At 35.6% G+C, this 20,087-nt stretch carries 33 protein-coding genes and 1 pseudogene; all 34 read right to left on the bottom strand.

The window, feature by feature from the left end; genetic code table 11:
• Positions 1–480: 480 nt before the first annotated feature.
• The 34 genes and pseudogenes from eno to rpsG all read right to left on the bottom strand — a co-directional run bounded on the left by eno (position 481) and on the right by rpsG (position 20,065).
• Positions 481–1,767: a phosphopyruvate hydratase gene (eno, locus tag LBP67_11175; protein ID MDR2085543.1), complete on the bottom strand. Its 1,287-nt coding sequence runs from the start codon at positions 1,765–1,767 to the stop codon at positions 481–483.
• A 153-nt stretch (positions 1,768–1,920) separates the two neighbouring features.
• Positions 1,921–2,376 carry a hypothetical protein gene (locus LBP67_11170; GenBank protein MDR2085542.1) on the bottom strand — a complete coding sequence of 152 codons (456 nt, stop codon included), beginning with the start codon at positions 2,374–2,376 and terminating at the stop codon, positions 1,921–1,923.
• A gap of 383 nt (positions 2,377–2,759) precedes the next feature.
• Positions 2,760–3,197: pseudogene (gene rplQ / locus LBP67_11165) on the bottom strand (50S ribosomal protein L17).
• Between the two features lie 5 nt (positions 3,198–3,202).
• The gene (locus LBP67_11160; protein ID MDR2085541.1) at positions 3,203–4,195 is read right to left on the bottom strand and encodes a DNA-directed RNA polymerase subunit alpha; all 993 of its coding nucleotides are present in this window, start codon (positions 4,193–4,195) and stop codon (positions 3,203–3,205) included.
• A gap of 17 nt (positions 4,196–4,212) precedes the next feature.
• A complete protein-coding gene (rpsD, locus tag LBP67_11155; protein ID MDR2085540.1) occupies positions 4,213–4,818 on the bottom strand; it encodes a 30S ribosomal protein S4 in 606 nt (201 codons plus the stop codon).
• A 31-nt stretch (positions 4,819–4,849) separates the two neighbouring features.
• Positions 4,850–5,242 carry a 30S ribosomal protein S11 gene (gene rpsK / locus LBP67_11150; protein MDR2085539.1) on the bottom strand — a complete coding sequence of 131 codons (393 nt, stop codon included), beginning with the start codon at positions 5,240–5,242 and terminating at the stop codon, positions 4,850–4,852.
• Positions 5,243–5,296: 54 nt separating this feature from the next.
• Positions 5,297–5,677: a 30S ribosomal protein S13 gene (rpsM, locus tag LBP67_11145; GenBank protein ID MDR2085538.1), complete on the bottom strand. Its 381-nt coding sequence runs from the start codon at positions 5,675–5,677 to the stop codon at positions 5,297–5,299.
• 10 nt (positions 5,678–5,687) lie between these two features.
• On the bottom strand, positions 5,688–5,804 hold the full coding sequence (gene rpmJ / locus LBP67_11140; GenBank protein MDR2085537.1) for a 50S ribosomal protein L36: 117 nt from the start codon (positions 5,802–5,804) through the stop codon (positions 5,688–5,690).
• Between the two features lie 116 nt (positions 5,805–5,920).
• Positions 5,921–6,139, bottom strand: coding sequence for a translation initiation factor IF-1 (gene infA, locus LBP67_11135; protein MDR2085536.1), 219 nt, complete (start codon positions 6,137–6,139; stop codon positions 5,921–5,923).
• Between the two features lie 3 nt (positions 6,140–6,142).
• Positions 6,143–6,922, bottom strand: a complete 780-nt coding sequence (gene map / locus LBP67_11130) for a type I methionyl aminopeptidase (protein ID MDR2085535.1) — start codon at positions 6,920–6,922, stop codon at positions 6,143–6,145.
• Positions 6,923–6,932: 10 nt separating this feature from the next.
• The gene (gene secY, locus LBP67_11125; protein ID MDR2085534.1) at positions 6,933–8,276 is read right to left on the bottom strand and encodes a preprotein translocase subunit SecY; all 1,344 of its coding nucleotides are present in this window, start codon (positions 8,274–8,276) and stop codon (positions 6,933–6,935) included.
• Positions 8,277–8,282: 6 nt separating this feature from the next.
• The gene (gene rplO / locus LBP67_11120; GenBank protein ID MDR2085533.1) at positions 8,283–8,729 is read right to left on the bottom strand and encodes a 50S ribosomal protein L15; all 447 of its coding nucleotides are present in this window, start codon (positions 8,727–8,729) and stop codon (positions 8,283–8,285) included.
• Between the two features lie 18 nt (positions 8,730–8,747).
• Positions 8,748–8,927 carry a 50S ribosomal protein L30 gene (gene rpmD, locus LBP67_11115; protein ID MDR2085532.1) on the bottom strand — a complete coding sequence of 60 codons (180 nt, stop codon included), beginning with the start codon at positions 8,925–8,927 and terminating at the stop codon, positions 8,748–8,750.
• A 13-nt stretch (positions 8,928–8,940) separates the two neighbouring features.
• Positions 8,941–9,459: a 30S ribosomal protein S5 gene (rpsE, locus tag LBP67_11110; protein MDR2085531.1), complete on the bottom strand. Its 519-nt coding sequence runs from the start codon at positions 9,457–9,459 to the stop codon at positions 8,941–8,943.
• Between the two features lie 5 nt (positions 9,460–9,464).
• Entirely contained in the window at positions 9,465–9,818 is a 354-nt protein-coding gene (rplR, locus tag LBP67_11105; protein MDR2085530.1) for a 50S ribosomal protein L18, read from the bottom strand.
• A gap of 15 nt (positions 9,819–9,833) precedes the next feature.
• On the bottom strand, positions 9,834–10,388 hold the full coding sequence (gene rplF / locus LBP67_11100) for a 50S ribosomal protein L6 (protein ID MDR2085529.1): 555 nt from the start codon (positions 10,386–10,388) through the stop codon (positions 9,834–9,836).
• Positions 10,389–10,401: 13 nt separating this feature from the next.
• Positions 10,402–10,797: a 30S ribosomal protein S8 gene (gene rpsH / locus LBP67_11095; GenBank protein ID MDR2085528.1), complete on the bottom strand. Its 396-nt coding sequence runs from the start codon at positions 10,795–10,797 to the stop codon at positions 10,402–10,404.
• A 30-nt stretch (positions 10,798–10,827) separates the two neighbouring features.
• Positions 10,828–11,097 carry a 30S ribosomal protein S14 gene (gene rpsN, locus LBP67_11090; protein ID MDR2085527.1) on the bottom strand — a complete coding sequence of 90 codons (270 nt, stop codon included), beginning with the start codon at positions 11,095–11,097 and terminating at the stop codon, positions 10,828–10,830.
• Between the two features lie 5 nt (positions 11,098–11,102).
• Positions 11,103–11,660 (bottom strand): 50S ribosomal protein L5, encoded by a 558-nt coding sequence (gene rplE, locus LBP67_11085; protein ID MDR2085526.1) that lies wholly within the window; start codon positions 11,658–11,660, stop codon positions 11,103–11,105.
• Positions 11,660–11,980: a 50S ribosomal protein L24 gene (gene rplX, locus LBP67_11080; GenBank protein ID MDR2085525.1), complete on the bottom strand. Its 321-nt coding sequence runs from the start codon at positions 11,978–11,980 to the stop codon at positions 11,660–11,662. Before rplX ends, rplE begins: the two co-directional genes overlap by 1 nt.
• A 20-nt stretch (positions 11,981–12,000) precedes the next feature.
• Complete coding sequence (rplN, locus tag LBP67_11075; GenBank protein MDR2085524.1) at positions 12,001–12,369, bottom strand: 50S ribosomal protein L14; 369 nt, start codon at positions 12,367–12,369, stop codon at positions 12,001–12,003.
• 1 nt (position 12,370) lies between these two features.
• Complete coding sequence (gene rpsQ, locus LBP67_11070) at positions 12,371–12,625, bottom strand: 30S ribosomal protein S17 (GenBank protein ID MDR2085523.1); 255 nt, start codon at positions 12,623–12,625, stop codon at positions 12,371–12,373.
• On the bottom strand, positions 12,625–12,834 hold the full coding sequence (gene rpmC, locus LBP67_11065) for a 50S ribosomal protein L29 (protein ID MDR2085522.1): 210 nt from the start codon (positions 12,832–12,834) through the stop codon (positions 12,625–12,627). The genes rpsQ and rpmC overlap by 1 nt, the downstream gene beginning before the upstream one ends.
• Before the next feature lie 6 nt (positions 12,835–12,840).
• The gene (gene rplP, locus LBP67_11060; protein ID MDR2085521.1) at positions 12,841–13,269 is read right to left on the bottom strand and encodes a 50S ribosomal protein L16; all 429 of its coding nucleotides are present in this window, start codon (positions 13,267–13,269) and stop codon (positions 12,841–12,843) included.
• Positions 13,270–13,292: 23 nt separating this feature from the next.
• Positions 13,293–14,003 (bottom strand): 30S ribosomal protein S3, encoded by a 711-nt coding sequence (gene rpsC, locus LBP67_11055; protein MDR2085520.1) that lies wholly within the window; start codon positions 14,001–14,003, stop codon positions 13,293–13,295.
• Positions 14,004–14,027: 24 nt separating this feature from the next.
• A complete protein-coding gene (rplV, locus tag LBP67_11050; protein ID MDR2085519.1) occupies positions 14,028–14,453 on the bottom strand; it encodes a 50S ribosomal protein L22 in 426 nt (141 codons plus the stop codon).
• 19 nt (positions 14,454–14,472) lie between these two features.
• Positions 14,473–14,742, bottom strand: a complete 270-nt coding sequence (rpsS, locus tag LBP67_11045; GenBank protein ID MDR2085518.1) for a 30S ribosomal protein S19 — start codon at positions 14,740–14,742, stop codon at positions 14,473–14,475.
• A gap of 7 nt (positions 14,743–14,749) precedes the next feature.
• A complete protein-coding gene (gene rplB / locus LBP67_11040; protein ID MDR2085517.1) occupies positions 14,750–15,574 on the bottom strand; it encodes a 50S ribosomal protein L2 in 825 nt (274 codons plus the stop codon).
• Between the two features lie 8 nt (positions 15,575–15,582).
• Positions 15,583–15,873 (bottom strand): 50S ribosomal protein L23, encoded by a 291-nt coding sequence (gene rplW / locus LBP67_11035; protein MDR2085516.1) that lies wholly within the window; start codon positions 15,871–15,873, stop codon positions 15,583–15,585.
• Positions 15,874–15,890: 17 nt separating this feature from the next.
• Positions 15,891–16,520 (bottom strand): 50S ribosomal protein L4, encoded by a 630-nt coding sequence (gene rplD / locus LBP67_11030; GenBank protein ID MDR2085515.1) that lies wholly within the window; start codon positions 16,518–16,520, stop codon positions 15,891–15,893.
• A complete protein-coding gene (gene rplC / locus LBP67_11025) occupies positions 16,511–17,140 on the bottom strand; it encodes a 50S ribosomal protein L3 (GenBank protein ID MDR2085514.1) in 630 nt (209 codons plus the stop codon). Before rplC ends, rplD begins: the two co-directional genes overlap by 10 nt.
• Before the next feature lie 19 nt (positions 17,141–17,159).
• Positions 17,160–17,465 (bottom strand): 30S ribosomal protein S10, encoded by a 306-nt coding sequence (rpsJ, locus tag LBP67_11020; protein ID MDR2085513.1) that lies wholly within the window; start codon positions 17,463–17,465, stop codon positions 17,160–17,162.
• 11 nt (positions 17,466–17,476) lie between these two features.
• Positions 17,477–19,579, bottom strand: coding sequence for an elongation factor G (gene fusA, locus LBP67_11015; protein ID MDR2085512.1), 2,103 nt, complete (start codon positions 19,577–19,579; stop codon positions 17,477–17,479).
• A gap of 18 nt (positions 19,580–19,597) precedes the next feature.
• Positions 19,598–20,065, bottom strand: a complete 468-nt coding sequence (gene rpsG, locus LBP67_11010) for a 30S ribosomal protein S7 (protein ID MDR2085511.1) — start codon at positions 20,063–20,065, stop codon at positions 19,598–19,600.
• Between the last annotated feature and the right edge of the window lie 22 nt (positions 20,066–20,087).

Genomic DNA, 20,087 nt, shown 5'->3' with positions numbered 1-20,087 from the left:
ATTATTACCATTGCCTTTATGCTATGTCAAGATAATCTCATTTAATTAATGAAATACCTATTCATAAATAACAGGTCGCTCCACAGGTCTTTTGTGCTTAAATTATGTCAAAGAACTTTCTCTTTCCAATCTGTGATAACTTTATAATGTCATCATTCAAACGGACTGCAAAAATAATACTTTTTTATTTATTATATCACTTTTTTAAAAATTATTTTTATAAAATATCGCTTTAGGTTGATTGTGTGAATATTGAATATTCGTATTTTTTATTATTATAATATATTATATACAATATTTGGAATATTCCGATGATATTAATACAAATTTTAATAATCTAAAGCCGATAATTAAACAGTGAAATTGCTGTATGGATTAAAATAATTGCATAAAAAAACCCTTTGAAGTTTTTGAAACTTCAAAGGGTTTTCAATTCAATATATCAACAGAGACACAATATTTCGTGTCTAATCAACATATTTATCTCTTTAATAAATCTTTTCCTTTATATATTGCTGAAGAAGCCAGAATTTCCTCAATTCTTAATAATTGATTATATTTTGCAATTCTTTCGCTTCGGCAAGCTGAACCGGTTTTAATTTGTCCGGAGCTTACAGCTACTGCTAAATCGGCAATAGTTGTATCTTCAGTTTCGCCGGAACGATGACTAATTACGGAAGTGTATTTATTACAATGTGCCAAATTTACAGCATTAATAGTTTCTGTTAAGCTGCCTATTTGATTTAATTTCACCAAAATAGAGTTAGCAACACCTCTATTTATTCCCTCCTGCAATCTTTCAACATTCGTTACAAATAAATCATCACCAACCAACTGGATTTTATTACCAAGCGATTTGGTCATCAATTTCCAACCATCCCAATCGTCTTCAGCCATACCATCTTCAATGGAAAATATCGGATATTTATCAACCCAATTTTTCCAAAAATCAACCATCTGTGAAGGTGTTAATTTTTCTCCGGTTGATTTATGAAGGTGATAAACATTTTCTTCCGGAATATAATATTCGGAAGAAGCGGGATCTAAAGCAATGTAGATATCTTCACCGGCTTTATAACCTGCTTTTTCTATAGCCTGTAAGATAACCTGAATTGCTTCTTCATTACTTTTTAAATTAGGAGCAAACCCTCCTTCATCACCTACGTTAGTAGAATAACCTGCTTTTTTCAAAACATCTTTCAAGTTATGAAAAACTTCGGTACCCATTCTTAATCCTTCAGCAAAAGAAGGTGCTCCGATCGGCATAATCATAAATTCCTGAAAATCCACACTATTATCCGCATGACTACCGCCATTAAGAATATTCATCATAGGAACCGGTAAAATATTTGCATTCACACCGCCTATATATCTGAAAAGGTCTTGTCCTGTTTCTTGAGCTGCTGCTTTAGCAACCGCAAGAGAAACGCCTAATATTGCATTGGCACCTAATTTACTTTTATTAGGAGTGCCGTCCAAATCGATCATAATTTTATCGATATCTATTTGGTCGGTTACCATAGTACCATTAATTTCGGGAGCAATAATATCATTAACATTTTTTACTGCTTGAAGTACACTCTTACCCATGTAGTAAGATTTATCTCCATCACGAAGTTCTACTGCCTCATGAACACCTGTAGATGCTCCGGAGGGCACAGCTGCTCTTCCGAAAGCTCCTGAAGCTGCGTAAACATCAACTTCAATTGTAGGATTACCTCTTGAATCGAGGATTTGTCGTGCTACGATATGAACTATTTGACTCATTGTAATTTAATTTAAATGTTTATATATAAAACGGGGAAAAAGTAAAACTTATCCGCGTTCTTAAAATTATTGTTATGCATAAATAAAATCATTTTTAACGGCAAAACGCCGCAACTTTCTGTGAGATGATATCAATAGTAAAATTATTATTTCTCAATGTTTTCTTCCAAATTTGTAACGAACTCCAATAGCAGCAGTTCCGTACAAAAAATCTCCCACCGAATAAGTGCCATTAAAATATGCGCCAACAAGTGGACGCCAATCTAAAGAAAGCTGTAATGGAAATTTGAAGTTATACTCCACACCAATCATACCGGCGATACCCGCGAACCAACTATCAAGAACTGCATCGTTAGTCCGATGCATAACATGGTCATACCACCAACGATAGCCAAGTCCACCACCAATTCCGGCATACCAATTCCATGAACCTGAACCATTCCAAGAATTAATAGGAAATATCCAGTTATAGGTTACCGTACCTTGGATTCCCGAAAAATTTCTAAAGTCTATATCTGTCTGAAGCATACCTTTTTTACCAAATCCATGTTGATATGAAGCTCCTACGCCCCAACCTAAGCGTCCTCCAATGGATCTCGGTTGTGCCATAGTAACTACACAAGTTGCAATTAAAATGATAATTAATAATGTTAATTTTTTCATTTTAATTTTATTTAATTAATCGTTTTTATACATAAAAACGGGGAAAAGTAAAAACTTATCCCCGCTTCAAAATCATATTTAATTTTTTATTTTTCCGTTTCCTCTTTAGCAGTCGGAGTTTCTGCGGCCGGTTCTTCTGGAACTTCCGCAACGGGTTCCACTTCAGCTTTTGGTTCTTCAACTACTTCAGTTTTTTCAACCATCGGAATTTCTTCCATCTCTGCAACAGTTTCATCTACATGAACTTTTTCAGCAGGTTGTTCCTTAGCCTTTGTTTCAATACCTGTTTTTTCAGCTTTTACATCTTCCTTTTTAGTAGTTTCGATTTCAGCCTTAGTTGTTTTAGTACCGCCACGGCGAGAACGACGAGTAGTTTTCTTTTCATCTTTCTTAGCATCGAGAAGAAGAGTATTATAATCTACCAATTCTATAATGCATATTTCCGCATTATCACCAAGTCTATTAGGAAGTTTAATAATTCTGGTATATCCACCCGGTCTATCCATCACTTTTTGTGATACATCTCTAAACAGCTCAGTTACAGCATATTTATTCCGCAAATAACTAAATACTACACGACGAGAAGCCGTTGTATCGTTTTTAGATTTTGTAATTAACGGTTCAACATACACTTTAAGTGCTTTAGCTTTAGCTGTAGTAGTTTGAATTCTTTTATGCAGAATAAGTGAAGAAGCCATATTAGATAGCATAGCTTTACGATGTGAGCTTGTTCTGCCAAGGTGATTTACTTTTTTTCCGTGTCTCATCTCTATTAATCCTTATCAAGTTTATATTTAGAAATATTCATACCGAATTCCAGTTGCTTTGATTTTACTAATTCTTCAAGTTCTGTTAGAGATTTTCTACCAAAATTTCTGAATTTCAGGAGGTCGGCTTTATTAAATTGAACGAGTTCTCCAAGTGTTTCTACCTCTGCTGTTTTCAAGCAATTAAGTGCTCTAACGGATAGATCGAGGTCGGTCAATTTTGTTTTCAACAATTGGCGCATATGCAATGTATTCTCATCGAATTCTTCCGTAACGGATTTTCTTTCCACTTCTACGGATATTTTTTCGTCGGAGAAAAGCAATAAATGATGAATCAATATTTTAGCTGCTTCATTAAGAGCGTCTTTAGGATTTATTGAGCCGTCGGTTTCAACTTCGAGAATAAGTTTCTCATAGTCAGTTTTTTGTTCAACACGATGATGGTCAACAATATATTTAACGTTCTTTATCGGTGTATGAATTGAATCAATGGCGATAATACCATGTTCATGATTTGGTTGAGAGTTTTCTTCAGCGGGAACATAACCTCTACCTTTATTAATTATCAATTCAATATTCAGCTTAACATTAGACTCCATGTGGCATATTTCGAGTTCCGGATTAAGTACTTGAAAATTATTCAAGAACTTATTGATATCGCCGGCCTTAAAAACTTCTTGATCGCCGATAACTATTTTAACAACTTCGTTATCTTCTCCCGCAACTTGTTGACGGAAGCGGATGCGTTTAAGGTTAAGTACGATATCAGTAACATCTTCGATTACTCCTTTAATTGAAGAGAATTCGTGATCAACACTACTGATTTTTACTGAAGTTATAGCAAAACCTTCGAGTGATGACAGCAAAACTCGTCTAAGTGAGTTTCCGATTGTTGTACCGAAACCCGGTTCAAGAGGACTAAATTCGAATATTCCGAGGGTTTCGGAAGATTCGACCATTACGACCTTATCGGGTTTTTGGAATGCTAATATTGCCATTTTTATTTTATATTTTATTATTTAGAATATAACTCAACAATAAGTTGTTCTTTTATATTTTCCGGAATTTCGTCTCTTTCCGGATAATTCATGAATTTGCCACTTAAAAGATTACTATCCCATTCGAGCCAAGAAAGTTGGTTACTTCTGCCCGCTACTGAATTAGTAATAACTTCCAGTGATTTGGATCTTTCTCTCACGCTAACTATATCACCCGGTTTCAATTGATAAGAAGGAATATTTACAATTTTTCCGTTAACTTCGATATGACGGTGACCAACGAGTTGGCGTGCGGCTGCTCTTGTAGGAGCTATCCCGAAGCGATATACAATATTATCTAATCTTGATTCAATCAATTGCAATAAGATAATACCGGTTACACCACCTTTATGAGATGCCTTTTCGAAGATATTTCTAAATTGACGTTCAAGGATACCGTAAGTATATTTAGCTTTTTGTTTTTCTTCAAGCTGAAGACCGTATTCCGATGTCTTTTTCTTTCTTTTATTTACACCGTGCATACCCGGAGCGTAATTTTTTCTTTCCAGATATTTGTCGGGACCGTAAATAGGTTCTCTGAATTTACGGGCGATTTTTGATTTTGGGCCTATATATCTTGCCATTTTTTAAAATTTTTATTAACCAACACTTTAATTAAACTCTTCTTCTTTTAGGAGGACGGCAACCATTATGTGGTAATGGAGTAACATCTCTGATTTCAATTACTTCTATTCCGTTGGAATGGATAGTACGAATTGCAGATTCTCTTCCCGAACCCGGACCCTTAACGAAGACTTTAACTTTACGTAATCCAAGGTCATACGCCACTTTTGCACAATCTTCCGCCGCTCTTTGGCCTGCGTAAGGAGTGTTTTTCTTTGAGCCTCTGAAGCCCATTTTTCCGGCTGATGACCAAGATATAACCTGTCCTGCCGTATTTGTCAAAGAAATAATAATATTATTAAAAGATGCTGTTACGTAAGCGTGACCCAAAGGTTCGATTCTAACAACTCTTTTCTTTGTAACTTTGCTTTTTGATTTAGCCATAATATATACTTTATTATAGTAAGAAAATAATTATTTAAACTGGAAATAAAACTATTAACCTTTAGGTGCTTTCTTCTTGTTAGCAACCGTTTTCTTACGACCCTTACGAGTACGGGCATTATTCTTAGTACTCTGACCACGCAACGGTAAACCGATACGATGTCTGATCCCTCTGTAACAACCAATATCCATCAGTCGTTTGATATTCATTTGAACTTCCGAACGTAATTCACCTTCTACTCTATAATTATCATTGATGATAGTACGAATACGAGTGATTTCATCATCATTCCAATCTTGCACCTTTTTTTGATAAGGAACACCTGCTTTTGCAAGGATCTCGCGAGAACGATTTCTGCCGATCCCGTAAATATAAGTCAGGCTTATTTCTCCATGTTTGTTTTTTGGTATATCTATACCTGCAATCCTAGCCATAAATATTTATTTAATTTTGTCTTTGTTTATACTTAGGGTTTTTCTTATTAATAATATATACGCGTCCTTTTCTGCGGACGATTTTACAGTCATCTGTACGTTTTTTTACTGAGGTTCTTACTTTCATACGAAATATAATTTAATTTTTTACTCTTGCTTTAATCAACATATTCAACCACATGATTTTTATATTAATCTACTTTCCCAATTTATTTGACATGATGTGGTATCATTGTGTTGTTTTTACTTATATCTTAAAATTATTCTACCTTTTGATAAATCATATGGTGACATTTCCAATTTGACTTTATCTCCCGGCAATATGCGAATATAATGCATTCTCATCTTACCTGAAATATGGGCAATAATTACATGGCCATTCTCAAGTTCAACTTTGAACATTGCATTTCCCAGTGATTCCAACACTGTTCCGTCTTGAGTTATCGACAATTGTTTTGCCATATTTTAAGATTTATCTTTTATTATTTTATCAATTTCATCATAACTTATCAGTACTTCCGCTTTATGCTTTCTTACTGCAATTTGTTTTTCAAAATGTGCCGAAGGTTTTCCGTCTGCAGTTTTCACAGTCCAGCCATCACTCAACATCTTAACGCGATATGTTCCCATATTAATCATAGGTTCAATACAGATAACCATCCCTTCAGTGAGCTTTATGCCATTACCTCTTCTACCGTAATTCGGTACTTCAGGAGGTTCATGCATATTACGACCGATTCCATGACCTACAAGATCTCTTACCACCGAATAACCAAAGCTCTCAACGTAATTCTGAATAGCATAGCCTATATCACCTACACGATTTCCGGCTACTGCTTTTTCAATTCCCAATTCTAAAGATTCACGGGTGACTTTTAAGAGTTGTTTTATTTCCGGTGCAATTTCTCCGACTTCAAAGGTAAAGGCAGAATCGCCATACCAACCGTCAATAATTGTGCCGCAATCAACCGAAACAATATCACCGTCTTTAAGAATTGTCTTTTCATCCGGTATTCCGTGAACAACAGTGTCGTTTATTGAGATGCAGAGTGAAGCCGGAAATCCGTTGTAATTTAAAAATCCCGGAATTGCACCATGGTCTCTAATAAACTCTTCTGCCACTTTATCAAGATGTTTTGTTGAAACACCAGGATTAATCAACTTAGCTACTTCAGCAAGAGTTTCTCCAACAAGCAAAGAACATTTTTTAATTAAAGCAATTTCTTGATCTGTTTTCAGATACATGTTAAGCCTTTTACGAAGTACGACCTTTTATTCTACCTGATTTCGTCAATCCGTCATAGTGACGCATCAATAAATGACTTTCGATCTGCTGAAGTGTATCTAACACAACACCAACGAGAATCAACAATGAAGTACCACCGAAGAATTGAGCAAACTGTGTATTGACACCGAATAATCTTACAATTGCAGGCATTATAGCAACAAGTCCCAAAAATATTGATCCTGGTAAAGTTATGCGAGACATAATTGTATCAATATATTCTGCTGTTTTCTTGCCGGGTTTTACTCCTGGAATAAATCCTCCGTTTTTCTTCATATCTTCAGCCATTTGAGTCGGATTAACCGTAATAGCTGTATAAAAATATGTAAAGAAAACAATCAAGAGGAAGAAAACGAAATTATACCAGAATCCGTTGATATTTGAGAAAGTTGCTGCAAACTTGCCCATTCCTTCTGATCCGAAACCTGCGAAGGTCATCGGGAGGAACATAATTGCCTGAGCAAAAATGATAGGCATTACACCTGCGGCATTAACTTTCAAAGGAATATATTGGCGAACTCCACCATATTGACGATTTCCTACAACTCTTTTTGCATACTGTACCGGAATTCGTCTCGTACCTTGCACTAAGAGGATACATAACATTACCACAATGATAAATACCACTAATTCTATTAAGAATATTACCAGTCCGCCACCTTGAGCTTCCATTCTTGAAACAAATTCTCCGAAAAGAGCAAAGGGCAAGCGTGCAATAATACCAATCATAATTATTAATGAAATACCGTTACCGATACCTTTATCCGTGATACGTTCACCCAACCACATTACAAACATCGTTCCGGCAATAAGGATAATCACCGATGAGATAAAGAAGAACGGTGGTGTTACCGTGGCATTAGGATCAAACGGAAATATATACATTCTAGGTACTTGTCGAAGTACATTAGTCATATAAGCGGGGGCTTGCAGGGCAACTATTACAATAGTAAGAAGACGGGTAATTTGGTTCATCTTGCGACGACCACTTTCGCCTTCTTTTTGTAATTTTTGAAAATAAGGTATAGCCAATCCCAACAATTGAATAACAATTGATGCGGAGATATAAGGCATAATACCCAAAGCAAAAATAGAAGCATTTGAGAAAGCTCCTCCGGAGAACATATTCAAAAGTCCCAACAAGCCATCGCTGCCTTGTTGTTTAAGAAGGGTCAAACCTTCGGGATCTATACCCGGAAGAACAACATAAGAACCGAATCTATATATTAGTATAATTCCGAGAGTATAGAGTATCCTTTTCTTCAGTTCTTCTATCTTTCCAATATTTTTTATTGTTTCAATAAACTTACCCATAATTTACTAAATTTTAGTAGCTTCTCCGCCTAATGATTCAATAGCTTTTTGAGCTGTTGCAGTAAAAGCATTAGCTTTAATATTAACTTTAGTTTTCAATTCACCTCTACCGAGAATTTTTATTAAATCGTTTTTAGACACAAAGCCGTTATCTATGAAGAAAGCTTTATCCAAATCGGTAATATTGGTTTTTTCAACAAGTTGTTGAATAGTGTCAAGATTAATACCAACATATTCTACACGGTTGATGTTTTTGAAGCCGAATTTCGGTAAGCGGCGATGCAATGGCATTTGACCACCTTCAAAACCTATCTTGTGAGAATATCCAGAGCGTGATTTAGCACCCTTATGTCCTCTTGTAGAAGTTCCACCTTTACCGGAGCCTTGACCACGACCTATTCTTTTACTTTTCTTTACTGAACCTTTTGCAGGTTTTAGATTACTTAAATCCATATATTCAAGATTTACTTATTAAACATTTTCAACTTTAACAAGGTGTTTAACCTTATCTATCATACCTAAAATTTGAGGAGTTGCATTATGCTCAACGGTTTTATTCATTTTAGTCAACCCGAGCGCAATCATCGTAAGTTTTTGTTTTTTAGGTCTTCCGATGACACTTCTTGTTTGAGTTACTTTAATTTTTTCCATAATTCAAAAAATTTTATCCGTTAAACACTGTTTTTAAGTCGACACCTCTTAGTTGAGCAATCGTATAAGGATCGCGCATTTTCATCAAAGCATCAAAGGTAGCTTTCACCACTGAGTGTGGATTTGATGAACCTTTAGATTTAGCAAGAACGTCTGTTATACCAACACTTTCCAATACTGCACGCATAGCACCTCCTGCAATAACACCAGTACCTGGGGCTGCCGGTTTTAGAAATACTCTTGCACCACTGTATTTACCTTCCTGTTCATGAGGAACAGTACCTTTTAATACAGGAACCTTAATTAGGTTTTTCTTAGCATCATCGACACCTTTTGCAATAGCTGCAGTAACTTCGCTGGCTTTACCGAGGCCATAACCTACAACACCTTCTTCATTACCGACAACTACAACAGCAGAAAAACTGAATGTACGTCCACCCTTAGTAACTTTAGTTACCCTTTGAACACTAACAAGCCTATCTTTAAATTCGATTTCGCTTGATTTTACTCTTTTTATATTTGCGTCTAACATAATTCTTAAAATTTAAGGCCTCCTTCTCTAGCAGCTTCTGCTAAAGATTTAACTCTACCGTGATACAAATAACCGTTTCTATCGAATACAACATTAGTAATACCAGCTTGTAATGCTTTTTCAGCGATATTTTTACCTACCATTTTAGCTTGTTCTATTTTTGCAATAGAACTTGCACCTTCAATAGTTCTTGAAGAAGCTGCTACAAGAGTATTTCCCTTAGTGTCGTCTATAAGTTGTACATAAATTTCTTTATTACTTCTAAATACCGACATACGTGGTCTTTCAGCCGTACCGTTGATAACACGTCTGATACGTTTTTTAATTTGACCTCTTCTTATTTCTTTTTTACTTTTCATGCTTCTTAAGATTTTTTACTTAGCTGCTGATTTACCTGCTTTTTTACGTAACACTTCATTTTGGAACTTAATACCTTTACCTTTGTACGGTTCAGGTTTTCTGAAAGATCTGATTTTAGCGGCAACTTGTCCGATTAATTGTTTATCGTTAGATGTTAATATAATTAATGGATTTTTACCTCTTTCCGTAATAGTTTCAACTTTAACTTCGGGACATAATTCCAAATGGATGTTATGAGAATAACCTAAAGACAATTCAAGAATTTGACCTTTAGCTTCAGCTTTATAACCAACGCCTACTAATTCTTGTACTATTCTATATCCTTCGGAAACGCCTGTAACCATATTTTGAATAAGAGCGCGGTATAGACCGTGTTTTGAACGATACTCTTTTTCATCACTCGGACGTTGAACTAATATTTCCGTACCTTCTATCTTAACAGCGATAGCAGGATCAACTTGTTGTTTTAATTCTCCTTTTGGACCTTTTACGGTTACCAAATTTTCACCGGAAACAGTAACTGTTACACCAGTGGGGATTGTTATCGGGGCTTTACCTATTCTTGACATAATAATCTCCTTTCTAACTAATGTAACAAATGACTTCACCGCCTACGTTCAATTCACGGGCTTCTTTATCTGTAATAACACCTTTCGATGTTGATAAGATGGCAATGCCTAAGCCGTTGAGAACACGCGGTAATTCATCAGCTCCAACATATTTTCTTAAACCAGGTTTACTAACTCGGGTTAGCTTAGTTATAGCGGGTAATTTAGTAACCGGATGGTACTTCAACGCTATCTTAATGCTTCCCGGAAATTCGTCTTCGAATTTGTAATCCAAGATATATCCTTTATTGTATAATATCTCGGTCATAGATTTCTTCAATTTAGATGAAGGAATTTCCACCATATCTTTTTTAGCCATAACGGCGTTTCTGATACGTGTTAAATAATCTGCAATTGGATCCGTTAACATTTTATAATAATTTTAATTTCTAATTTTTTACTACCAACTGGCTTTTTTAACTCCGGGTATTAAACCTTTCAGAGCCATTTCTCTGAAGTTGATTCTGGATATCCCGAATTTCCTGATATAACCTTTTGGACGACCTGTTAATTTACATCTGTTGTGTAAACGTACCGGCGAAGCGTTTCTTGGTAATTTTTGTAAACCTACATAATCACCTTCCGCCAATAATTTAGCACGTTTATCAGCATATTTTGCTACAAGTTTTGCTCTCTTTACTTCGCGAGCTTTCATTGATTCTTTTGCCATACGGGTTATTTATTTTGATTTTTAAATGGTAAGCCGAATTGTTTTAATAACTCTAAACACTCTTTATCGGTTTGTGCTGTTGTAACGAATGTAATATCCATACCGTTGATTTTATTAACTTTATCGATATTAATTTCAGGAAAGATTATTTGTTCGGTAACACCCATTGAGTAATTACCTCTACCATCGAAACCTTTATCGTTAATGCCTTTAAAATCTCTTATACGAGGAATTGAAACCGATATAAGACGATCTAAAAATTCATACATTCTATGACCTCTAAGAGTAACTCTAACACCTACCGGCATATTTTTACGCAATTTGAAGTTAGAGATATCTTTTTTACTTTTTGTAGATACGGCTCTTTGACCTGCTATAGCGGTCATTTCTTCTATACCGTAATCGATGAGTTTTTTATCTGCAATAGCCCCCCCAATACCTTGATTTAAGCAAATCTTAGTAAGTTTTGGCACTTGCATAACCGTTTTATATTCAAATTGCTTTGTTAGATTAGCAATTATCTCATCGTTATATTTTGTTTTAAGTCTTGGTGTATATTCCATTATTTAATCTCCTCTCCGGTTTTTTTAGAATAACGAACAATTTTTCCGTCTGCATTAACTTTTCTACCGATACGGGTAGGTTTATTAGACGAATCAACATACATCAAATTTGATATTGTAATCGGGGCTTCTTTTTTAATGATTCCTCCATTAGGATTTTTAGCATTTGGGCGTTCGTGTTTGGAAATCATATTAACTCCTTCCACAATAGCTTTATCATTTTTATAATCTACCCTGAGCACTCTACCACGCATCCCTTTTGATTCACCGGCAATAACAATTACTGTATCACCCTTTTTTATATGCATTTTTTTCTTCATGACTATACTCTATTTAATGATTATAAAACTTCCGGTGCTAATGAAACAATTTTCATATATTGTTTATCACGTAACTCTCTTGCCACGGGACCGAAGATACGAGTACCTACCATATCACCTGCATTATTGAGTAACACACATGCATTATCATCGAAGCGGATATATGATCCGTCGGGTCTGCGGATTTCTTTTTTAGTTCTTACTATCACAGCTTTTTGAACAGCACTTTTCTTAATTGTACCTGATGGTATAGCACTTTTCACTGTAACAACGATAGTATCACCAATTGTTGCGTATTTTTTTCTCGTACCGCCGAGTACTCTAATACACAATACCTCTTTTGCGCCGCTATTATCGGCTACTGCTAATCTGCTTTCTTGTTGTATCATACTATTTAGCCCTTTCGATAATATTAACTAATCTCCAACATTTATTCTTACTTAATGGCCTTGTTTCCATAATTTTTACAGTATCACCTATATTGCATTCATTATTTTCGTCATGAGCCATCAATTTTGTTGATTTCTTTACGAATTTTCCGTACATAGGATGTTTTACGCGCCTGTCTATTCTAACGACAATAGATTTATCCATTTTGTTACTTACAACCAGGCCTATCCTCTCTTTTCTAAGTTTTCTTTCCATTATTCTACAGATTTTGTTGCACTAATTTCTCTACGTCTTAATTCTGTTTTCATGCGAGCAATGGTTCTTCTATGAACTTTAATTTTACTCGGATTATCAAGTGGAGAAATAGAATGGTTAATTTTCAGTTTTGTAAGTTGGTTTTGCCACTCGTCTAACTTCTCAATAAGTTCATTAGTGCTTAATTCTATAATTTCTTGCTGTTTCATGGTCTTTTAAATTGAATCTTCAACGTAATCTCTTCTAACTACAAATTTAGTTTTTACGGGAAGTTTTTGCGCAGCCAATCGCAAAGCTTCTTTTGCTAATGCCAACGGTACACCTTCGGCTTCGAATAAAATTCTACCGGGGGTAATCGGTGCAACAAACATTTCGGGAGCACCTTTACCTTTACCCATACGTACCTCAGCGGGTTTCTTAGTAATCGGTTTATCAGGAAATACTCTAATCCATATTTGACCTTCACGCTTCATCTTTCTGGTAACGGCCTGACGAGCTGCTTCGATCTGTCTTCCTGTAAGCCAACACTCTTCCAAAGTCTTAATACCAAATGAGCCAAATGCAAGTTGGTTTCCTCTCATGGAATTGCCTTTCATTTTAGCTTTTTGGACTTTTCTGTACTTAGTTTTCTTTGGTTGTAACATTTCTATCTAAATTTATTAAATTATTATCTTCTTGGTCTTCTTTGTTTCGGACCGCCTTGTTGTGGTTTACCACCTTTTTGCGGTACATTTTGAGTAAATAGATCCGGTTTTCCGTAAATCATACCTTTACAAATCCACACTTTTACACCAATTCTGCCGTAAGTTGTATGTGCTTCATCATGAGCATAATCTATATCTGCACGTAATGTGTGCAAAGGAATTCTTCCGTCTTTATATTGCTCGCTTCTTGCCATTTCGGCACCACCTAAACGACCGGATATTAAAACTTTAATACCATCCGCACCGATTCTCATTGCAGATGCGATATTAGTCTTTATTGAACGACGATATGATACTCTGCCTTCAATTTGTCTCGCAATTGTGCTTGCTACTAATACTGCATCTAACTCCGGACGTTTGATTTCGGAGATATTTATTTGAATATCTTTTTTAGTGACTTTTTTAAGCTCCTCTTTAAGCTTGTCAACTTCTTGTCCGCCTTTACCGATGATTAAACCGGGACGAGCTGTGAAGATGGTTACTGTAACTATTTTAAGCGTTCTTTCGATAAAAATCTTCGAAATACCCGCTTTTGATAAACGAACATTTAAATATTTACGGATTTTATCGTCTTCTACTAATTTTTCATCGAAATTACGACCACCGTACCAGTTAGAGTCCCATCCTCTGATGATACCTAACCTATTGCCTATTGGATTTGTTTTTTGTCCCATTCGGTATAATTTTTTCTGAGAACTCTAATTATTATTTTCTTCTGATTTAACTACTTTAGCTTTACTATCCAAAATCATAGTAACATGATTTGAACGTTTTCTAATTCTATGCGCGCGACCTTGCGGTGCAGGTTGAATGCGTTTTAATGTACGGCCTTCGTCAACGAAAACTTCTTTAATATACAAGTTAGCTTCGTCAAGTCTTTCTCCTTCATTTTTGGTTTTCCAATTAGCTATAGCGCTTGAAAGAAGTTTGTACATATCGTTAGATGCATGCTTATTTGAGAATTTAAGAACATAAAGTGCTTTTTCAACTTCCATACCTCTAACCATATCAGCAACTAAACGCATTTTTCTCGGAGAAGTTGGAACGTTTCTCAGTGAAGCAAAGTATTTAGTTTTATTTGCTTCCTTACGCAATTCTGCTTTGTTATGTTTTCTTGATCCCATTATCTTATTAATTTATTATTTACCTTTTTTTATTACCGGCATGACCCCTAAATATTCTTGTGGGAGCAAATTCGCCTAATTTATGTCCTACCATATTTTCAGTAACATACACCGGAATAAATTTATTACCGTTATGAACAGCAATTGTCAATCCTACAAAATCCGGAGATATCATAGAGGCACGTGACCAAGTTTTTATCACGTTCTTTTTCGGTGATGCAGCTTGTTCCAGAACTCTTTTTTCGAGTTTGTAATGTATATACGGACCTTTCTTTAATGAACGACTCATACTCTAATTATTTTTTGCGTTTTTCAATAATATATTTATCAGATGCTTTTTTGGGAGCACGTGTTTTATAACCTTTAGAAGGAATACCTTTTCTTGAACGTGGTAAACCGCCGGATGCTCTACCTTCACCACCACCCATTGGGTGATCAACAGGATTCATAACAACCCCACGAACTCTCGGTCTGCGACCTTTCCATCTTGAACGGCCTGCTTTTCCCGAACGTTCCAAACTATGATCAACATTACTCACCATTCCTATAGTAGCCTTACAAGATTGAAGAATCATTCTTGTTTCGCCAGAAGGAAGTTTAATGATAGCATACTTACCGTCTCTCGACATAAGTTGTGCGTAAGAACCTGCACTGCGAGCCATTTTCGCTCCTTGACCTGGTTTTAATTCGATATTATGAATGATAGTACCGAATGGAATTTCACTTAAATAAAGAGAATTTCCCAAATCAGGGCTAGCACCTTTTCCGGAATTAACTTTTTGACCTACTTGTAAAGCGTGAGGAGCTATGATATAACGTTTTTCACCATCAGCATAGTTCAACAATGCTATACGAGCTGTTCTGTTAGGATCATATTCTATGCTTTTAACAACAGCAGGAATACCTTCCTTATCGCGTTTAAAATCAATAATTCTGTATTGTTGCTTGTGACCACCGCCTATGTAGCGCATAGTCATTTTTCCTGCATTATTCCTACCACCTGATTTCTTCTTTGGTTGCAACAAACTTTTTTCCGGTTTATTGGTGGTAATCTCGTCAAATGCGCTTATCACTTTAAAGCGCTGACCTGCAGTTGTTGGTTTAAATTTCTTTAGAGCCATTACTTTTCTTAAATATTGCTATAAAAATCAATAACTTGACCTGATACTAAAGTAACAATTGCCTTTTTATAAGCATTTGTTCTTCCACTTACAAATCCACTCTTGGTGAATCTTGATTTAGCTTTGCCGCTATAGTTCATTGTATTGACATCAGCAACGTCAACACCATATAATTTTTCAACGGCTTTTTTTATCTCTATTTTATTTGCCTTTTTATTAACTACAAAAGCATAACGGTTGAGCTTTTCAGTCATCAACGTCATCTTTTCAGTTACTAAAGGTTTAATAATAATTTCCATTTCTCTATGCTGTTAAATTATTTTAAACAAATTCTTTCAATATCACCAATAGCACTTTCAACAACAAGCATATGATGTGCTTTAAGTATCGTATAAGTATTCAAACAATCCGCATTAATTATTTCGGCCCCTTGAATATTTCTTGCCGATAATTGCAAATTGGAATCCGCTTTTTGTGATACCAATAATACTTTTTTACCTGTAAGGTTAAAATTTTTCATCAGCTCAACAAAGTTTTTTGTTTTATTTGTATCGAAATTAAAATCTTCGATAATAGTTAACTTTTGATCAGCTACTTTGTAAGACAAAGCGGATCTACGAGCTAAAGCTTTTAATTTTTTATTAAGTTTGAAACGGTATAATCTCGGTTTAGGACCGAAAACTCTACCGCCGCCTCTCATCAACGGGCTGTTAATATCACCCGAACGTGCGGTACCGGTACCTTTTTGTCTTTTCAACTTTCTGGTACTTCCGGATACTTCACTTCTTTCTTTAGCTTTGTGTGTACCTTGACGTTGGTTAGCCATATATTGCTTTGCATCTAGGTAGATCGCATGATCGTTAGCCTCGATACAGAAAACCTCGTCTTTAAGTTCGACTTTCCTGGAAGTCTCACTACCTTTTATGTTATATACTACTAACTCCATCTCTCAATAATTACATATGATCCAACTGAGCCCGGAACAGCTCCTTTAACTAATATTAAATTCTTTTCAAGAATTATTTTCATCACTTGGAGGTTGATCATTTTAACTCTGTCGCCACCCATTCGTCCTGCCATACGCATTCCTTTGAATACTCTTGAAGGATAAGAAGAAGCTCCGATAGAACCCGGTGCTCTCATTCTGTTGTGCTGGCCGTGAGTTTGATCGTTTACTCCGGAGAAACCGTGTCTTTTAACAACACCTTGAAAACCTTTACCTTTTGATGTACCTACTACGTCAACAAATTCACCTTCTATGAATATATCCACGCGTAATTCTTCTCCATAATCTTTACGTGATCCTGGTTCGAATCTTGTAAATTCTCTTACAATTCTTTTAGGAGTAACTCCGGCTTTTTCAAAATGCTTTTTCATAGCATTTGGTGTACGCTTTTCTTTTTTGTCATCGAAAGCTAACTGAATAGCTTCATAACCATCGTTCTCCAATGTCTTAACTTGGGTTACATAACATGGACCCGCTTCAATGATTGTGCACGGAATATTTTTCCCGTTTTCATCAAAAACGCTGGTCATACCCAATTTTTTTCCAATTAATCCTGACATTTTCGTTTATTTTTAATAATTATACTTTAATTTCTACTTCAACGCCGCTCGGTAATTCGAGTTTCATTAAAGCATCTATAGTTTTTGTTGTTGAACTGTAAATATCCAACAATCTTTTATATGTAGAAAGTTGAAACTGTTCCCGTGATTTTTTGTTCACGAAGGTTGAACGGTTTACAGTGAAAATTTGTTTGTTGGTAGGCAATGGAATCGGTCCGGTAACCACTGCGCCTGTCGATTTTACTGTTTTAACGATCTTCTCTGCGGATTTATCTACGAGATTGTGATCGTATGATTTTAATTTTATTCTAATTCTCTGGTTCACTTTATTTAGTTTTAAAAATCTACTTTATAACCTTTTATTTTATAAATTACTTCTTCCATAATATTGCGCGGCGGTACCGAATAATGAGAGAATTCCATTGAGAAAGTACCTCTTCCCGAACTAATATTTCTTAATGCACTGATATAACCGAACATTTCGGCTAATGGCGCGTTGGCATGTAACACTTGTAGCTCACCTCTGGAATCCATTTTGGTAACCTGTGCTCTTCTTTGATGTAAATCGCCTGAGATATCACCGATATATTCCGCAGGGGAAACTATTTCAATTTTCATAACGGGCTCTAAAATAACAGGACCTGCTAATTTACATGCAGCTCTGAAAGCAATACCCGCAGCTATTTCAAAAGCTAAAGCATCACTGTCAACTTCATGTGAAGAACCGTCAAGCAATCTGATCTTTATTCCGTAAACAGGATAGCCTAATAATACACCGTTTTGCATTGCATTTTTAAATCCTTTTTCAATAGCCGGAATATATTGCGATGGAATCACACCGCCTCTTGTTTCGTTTATAAACTGTAATCCTGGTTTATTATCATCTGCCGGACTAATTTCAAATTCTATATCTGCAAATTTTCCATGTCCACCGGTTTGTTTTTTGTAAACTTCACGGTGAATAAGAGTTTTTGTGATAGTTTCTTTATATGCAACCTGAGGACGTCCTTTAGAACAATCTATATTTTGTTCACGCGATAATCTGTCTAAAATAATATCCAGGTGCAATTCACCCATACCGCTTATTATAGTTTGTCCTGTTTCGCCATCAAAAGACACTGTAAAAGTAGGATCTTCCTCTGCCATTTTAGCCAAGGCGATATTGAGTTTTTCTACATCTTCCTGCTTTTTAGCTTCAACGGCTATTTGTACTACAGGTTCTGGAAAAGTAATGTTTTCAAGAAGAATTTGGTGTGAGGGATCACACAAAGTATCTCCCGTTTTAATTTCTTTAAATCCTACTCCTGCAGCAATATCTCCGGCTAAAATTTCATTTAGCGGGTTTTGTTTGTTTGCATGCATTTGAAGAATCTTAGACATTCTTTCTTTTTTTCCTGTATTTGCATTTAAGAATTGTGAACCCGCTATGAACTTACCCGAATAGACTCTGAAAAAAACCAATCTCCCTACAAAAGGATCAGTTTGAATTTTAAAAGCCAAAGCACTAAACGGTGCGTTTTCATCAGGTTTTACAAGCACTTGATTACCTTTAAAATCAGTTCCGTAAACCGGAGGAATATCCAACGGGCAGGGCAAATAATTTACTACTGCATCTAAAATGGCTTGAACACCTTTATTTTTGAATGAAGAACCGCAGATAACCGGAAATAATTTAAGATCGATAGTTGCTTTTCTGATAGTGTTTCTGATTTCTTCCGTTGTGATAGAATCGGAATCAATGAAATACTTATTCATAAGCTCCTCATCCAATTCGGCAACAGTTTCAATCAGTATCGCACGATATTCATTAACTACGTCTATTAATTCGGTAGGTATTTCATATTCTTCATAAGTTTCGCCGTTTGATTCTTCATCCCATACGAAAGCTTTATTCTCAATAAGGTCAACAATACCGACAAAAGCTAATTCTTCACCGATGGGTATTTGCAATACTAAAGGTTTAGCATTTAATTTTGATTTGATTTCTTCGACAACTCTAAAGAAATCAGATCCCATGCGGTCCATTTTATTAACATAACATACTCTGGGAACTTTATATTTATCGGCTTGTCTCCAAACTGTTTCGGATTGCGGTTCAACTCCGCCTACAGCACAAAAAACTACAACACCTCCATCGAGTATTCTCAAAGATCTTTCAACTTCTACCGTAAAATCAACATGTCCCGGCGTATCAATAATATTAATTTTATATTTTTGATCATCATAATTCCAGAACACAGTAGTAGCTGCCGATGTAATTGTGATTCCGCGTTCTTGTTCCTGCGGCATCCAGTCCATTACGGCAGTTCCTTCGTGCACTTCTCCGAGACGATAATTAACTCCGGTATAATACAATATACGCTCAGTCGTGGTAGTTTTACCAGCGTCAATATGGGCCATTATCCCAATATTTCTTGTATGTAGTAATCTATCAGACATTGCGTATTTAACTTTCTATTAAGTTCTATAATGAGCAAAAGCTTTATTAGCTTCAGCCATTCTGTGGATATCTTCTTTACGTTTGAATGCTGCGCCTTCTTCTTTGTATGCTGCCAAAATTTCGCTAGCAAGTTTCATACTAAAAGATTTTTCATGGCGTTTACGGGCGTAACCTATTAAGTTTTTCATACCGATAGATTCTTTACGTCCTGCACGAATTTCCGTAGGTATTTGAAATGTAGCACCACCCACACGTTGACTCTTTACTTCAACCGATGGAGTAACATTTGTAAGTGCTTTTTCCCAAATTTCCAAACCATTTTCTCCTGATTTTTCACTTACTATATTAATAGCATCGTAGAATAAACCGTATGCAAGATTTTTCTTGCCCTGAAGCATAATATTATTAACAAATTTAGTTACTTTCGGGCTGCCGTATATCGGATCCGGAAGTATTATGCGTTTTTTTGGTTTTGCTTTCCTCATATTATTATATAATATTATTTAA

Source organism: Bacteroidales bacterium, assembly GCA_031276035.1.
GTDB lineage: Bacteria > Bacteroidota > Bacteroidia > Bacteroidales > BM520 > RGIG7150.
Note: the sequence above shows the minus strand (reverse complement) of the source record. Positions and strands in the feature narration are given on the sequence as shown.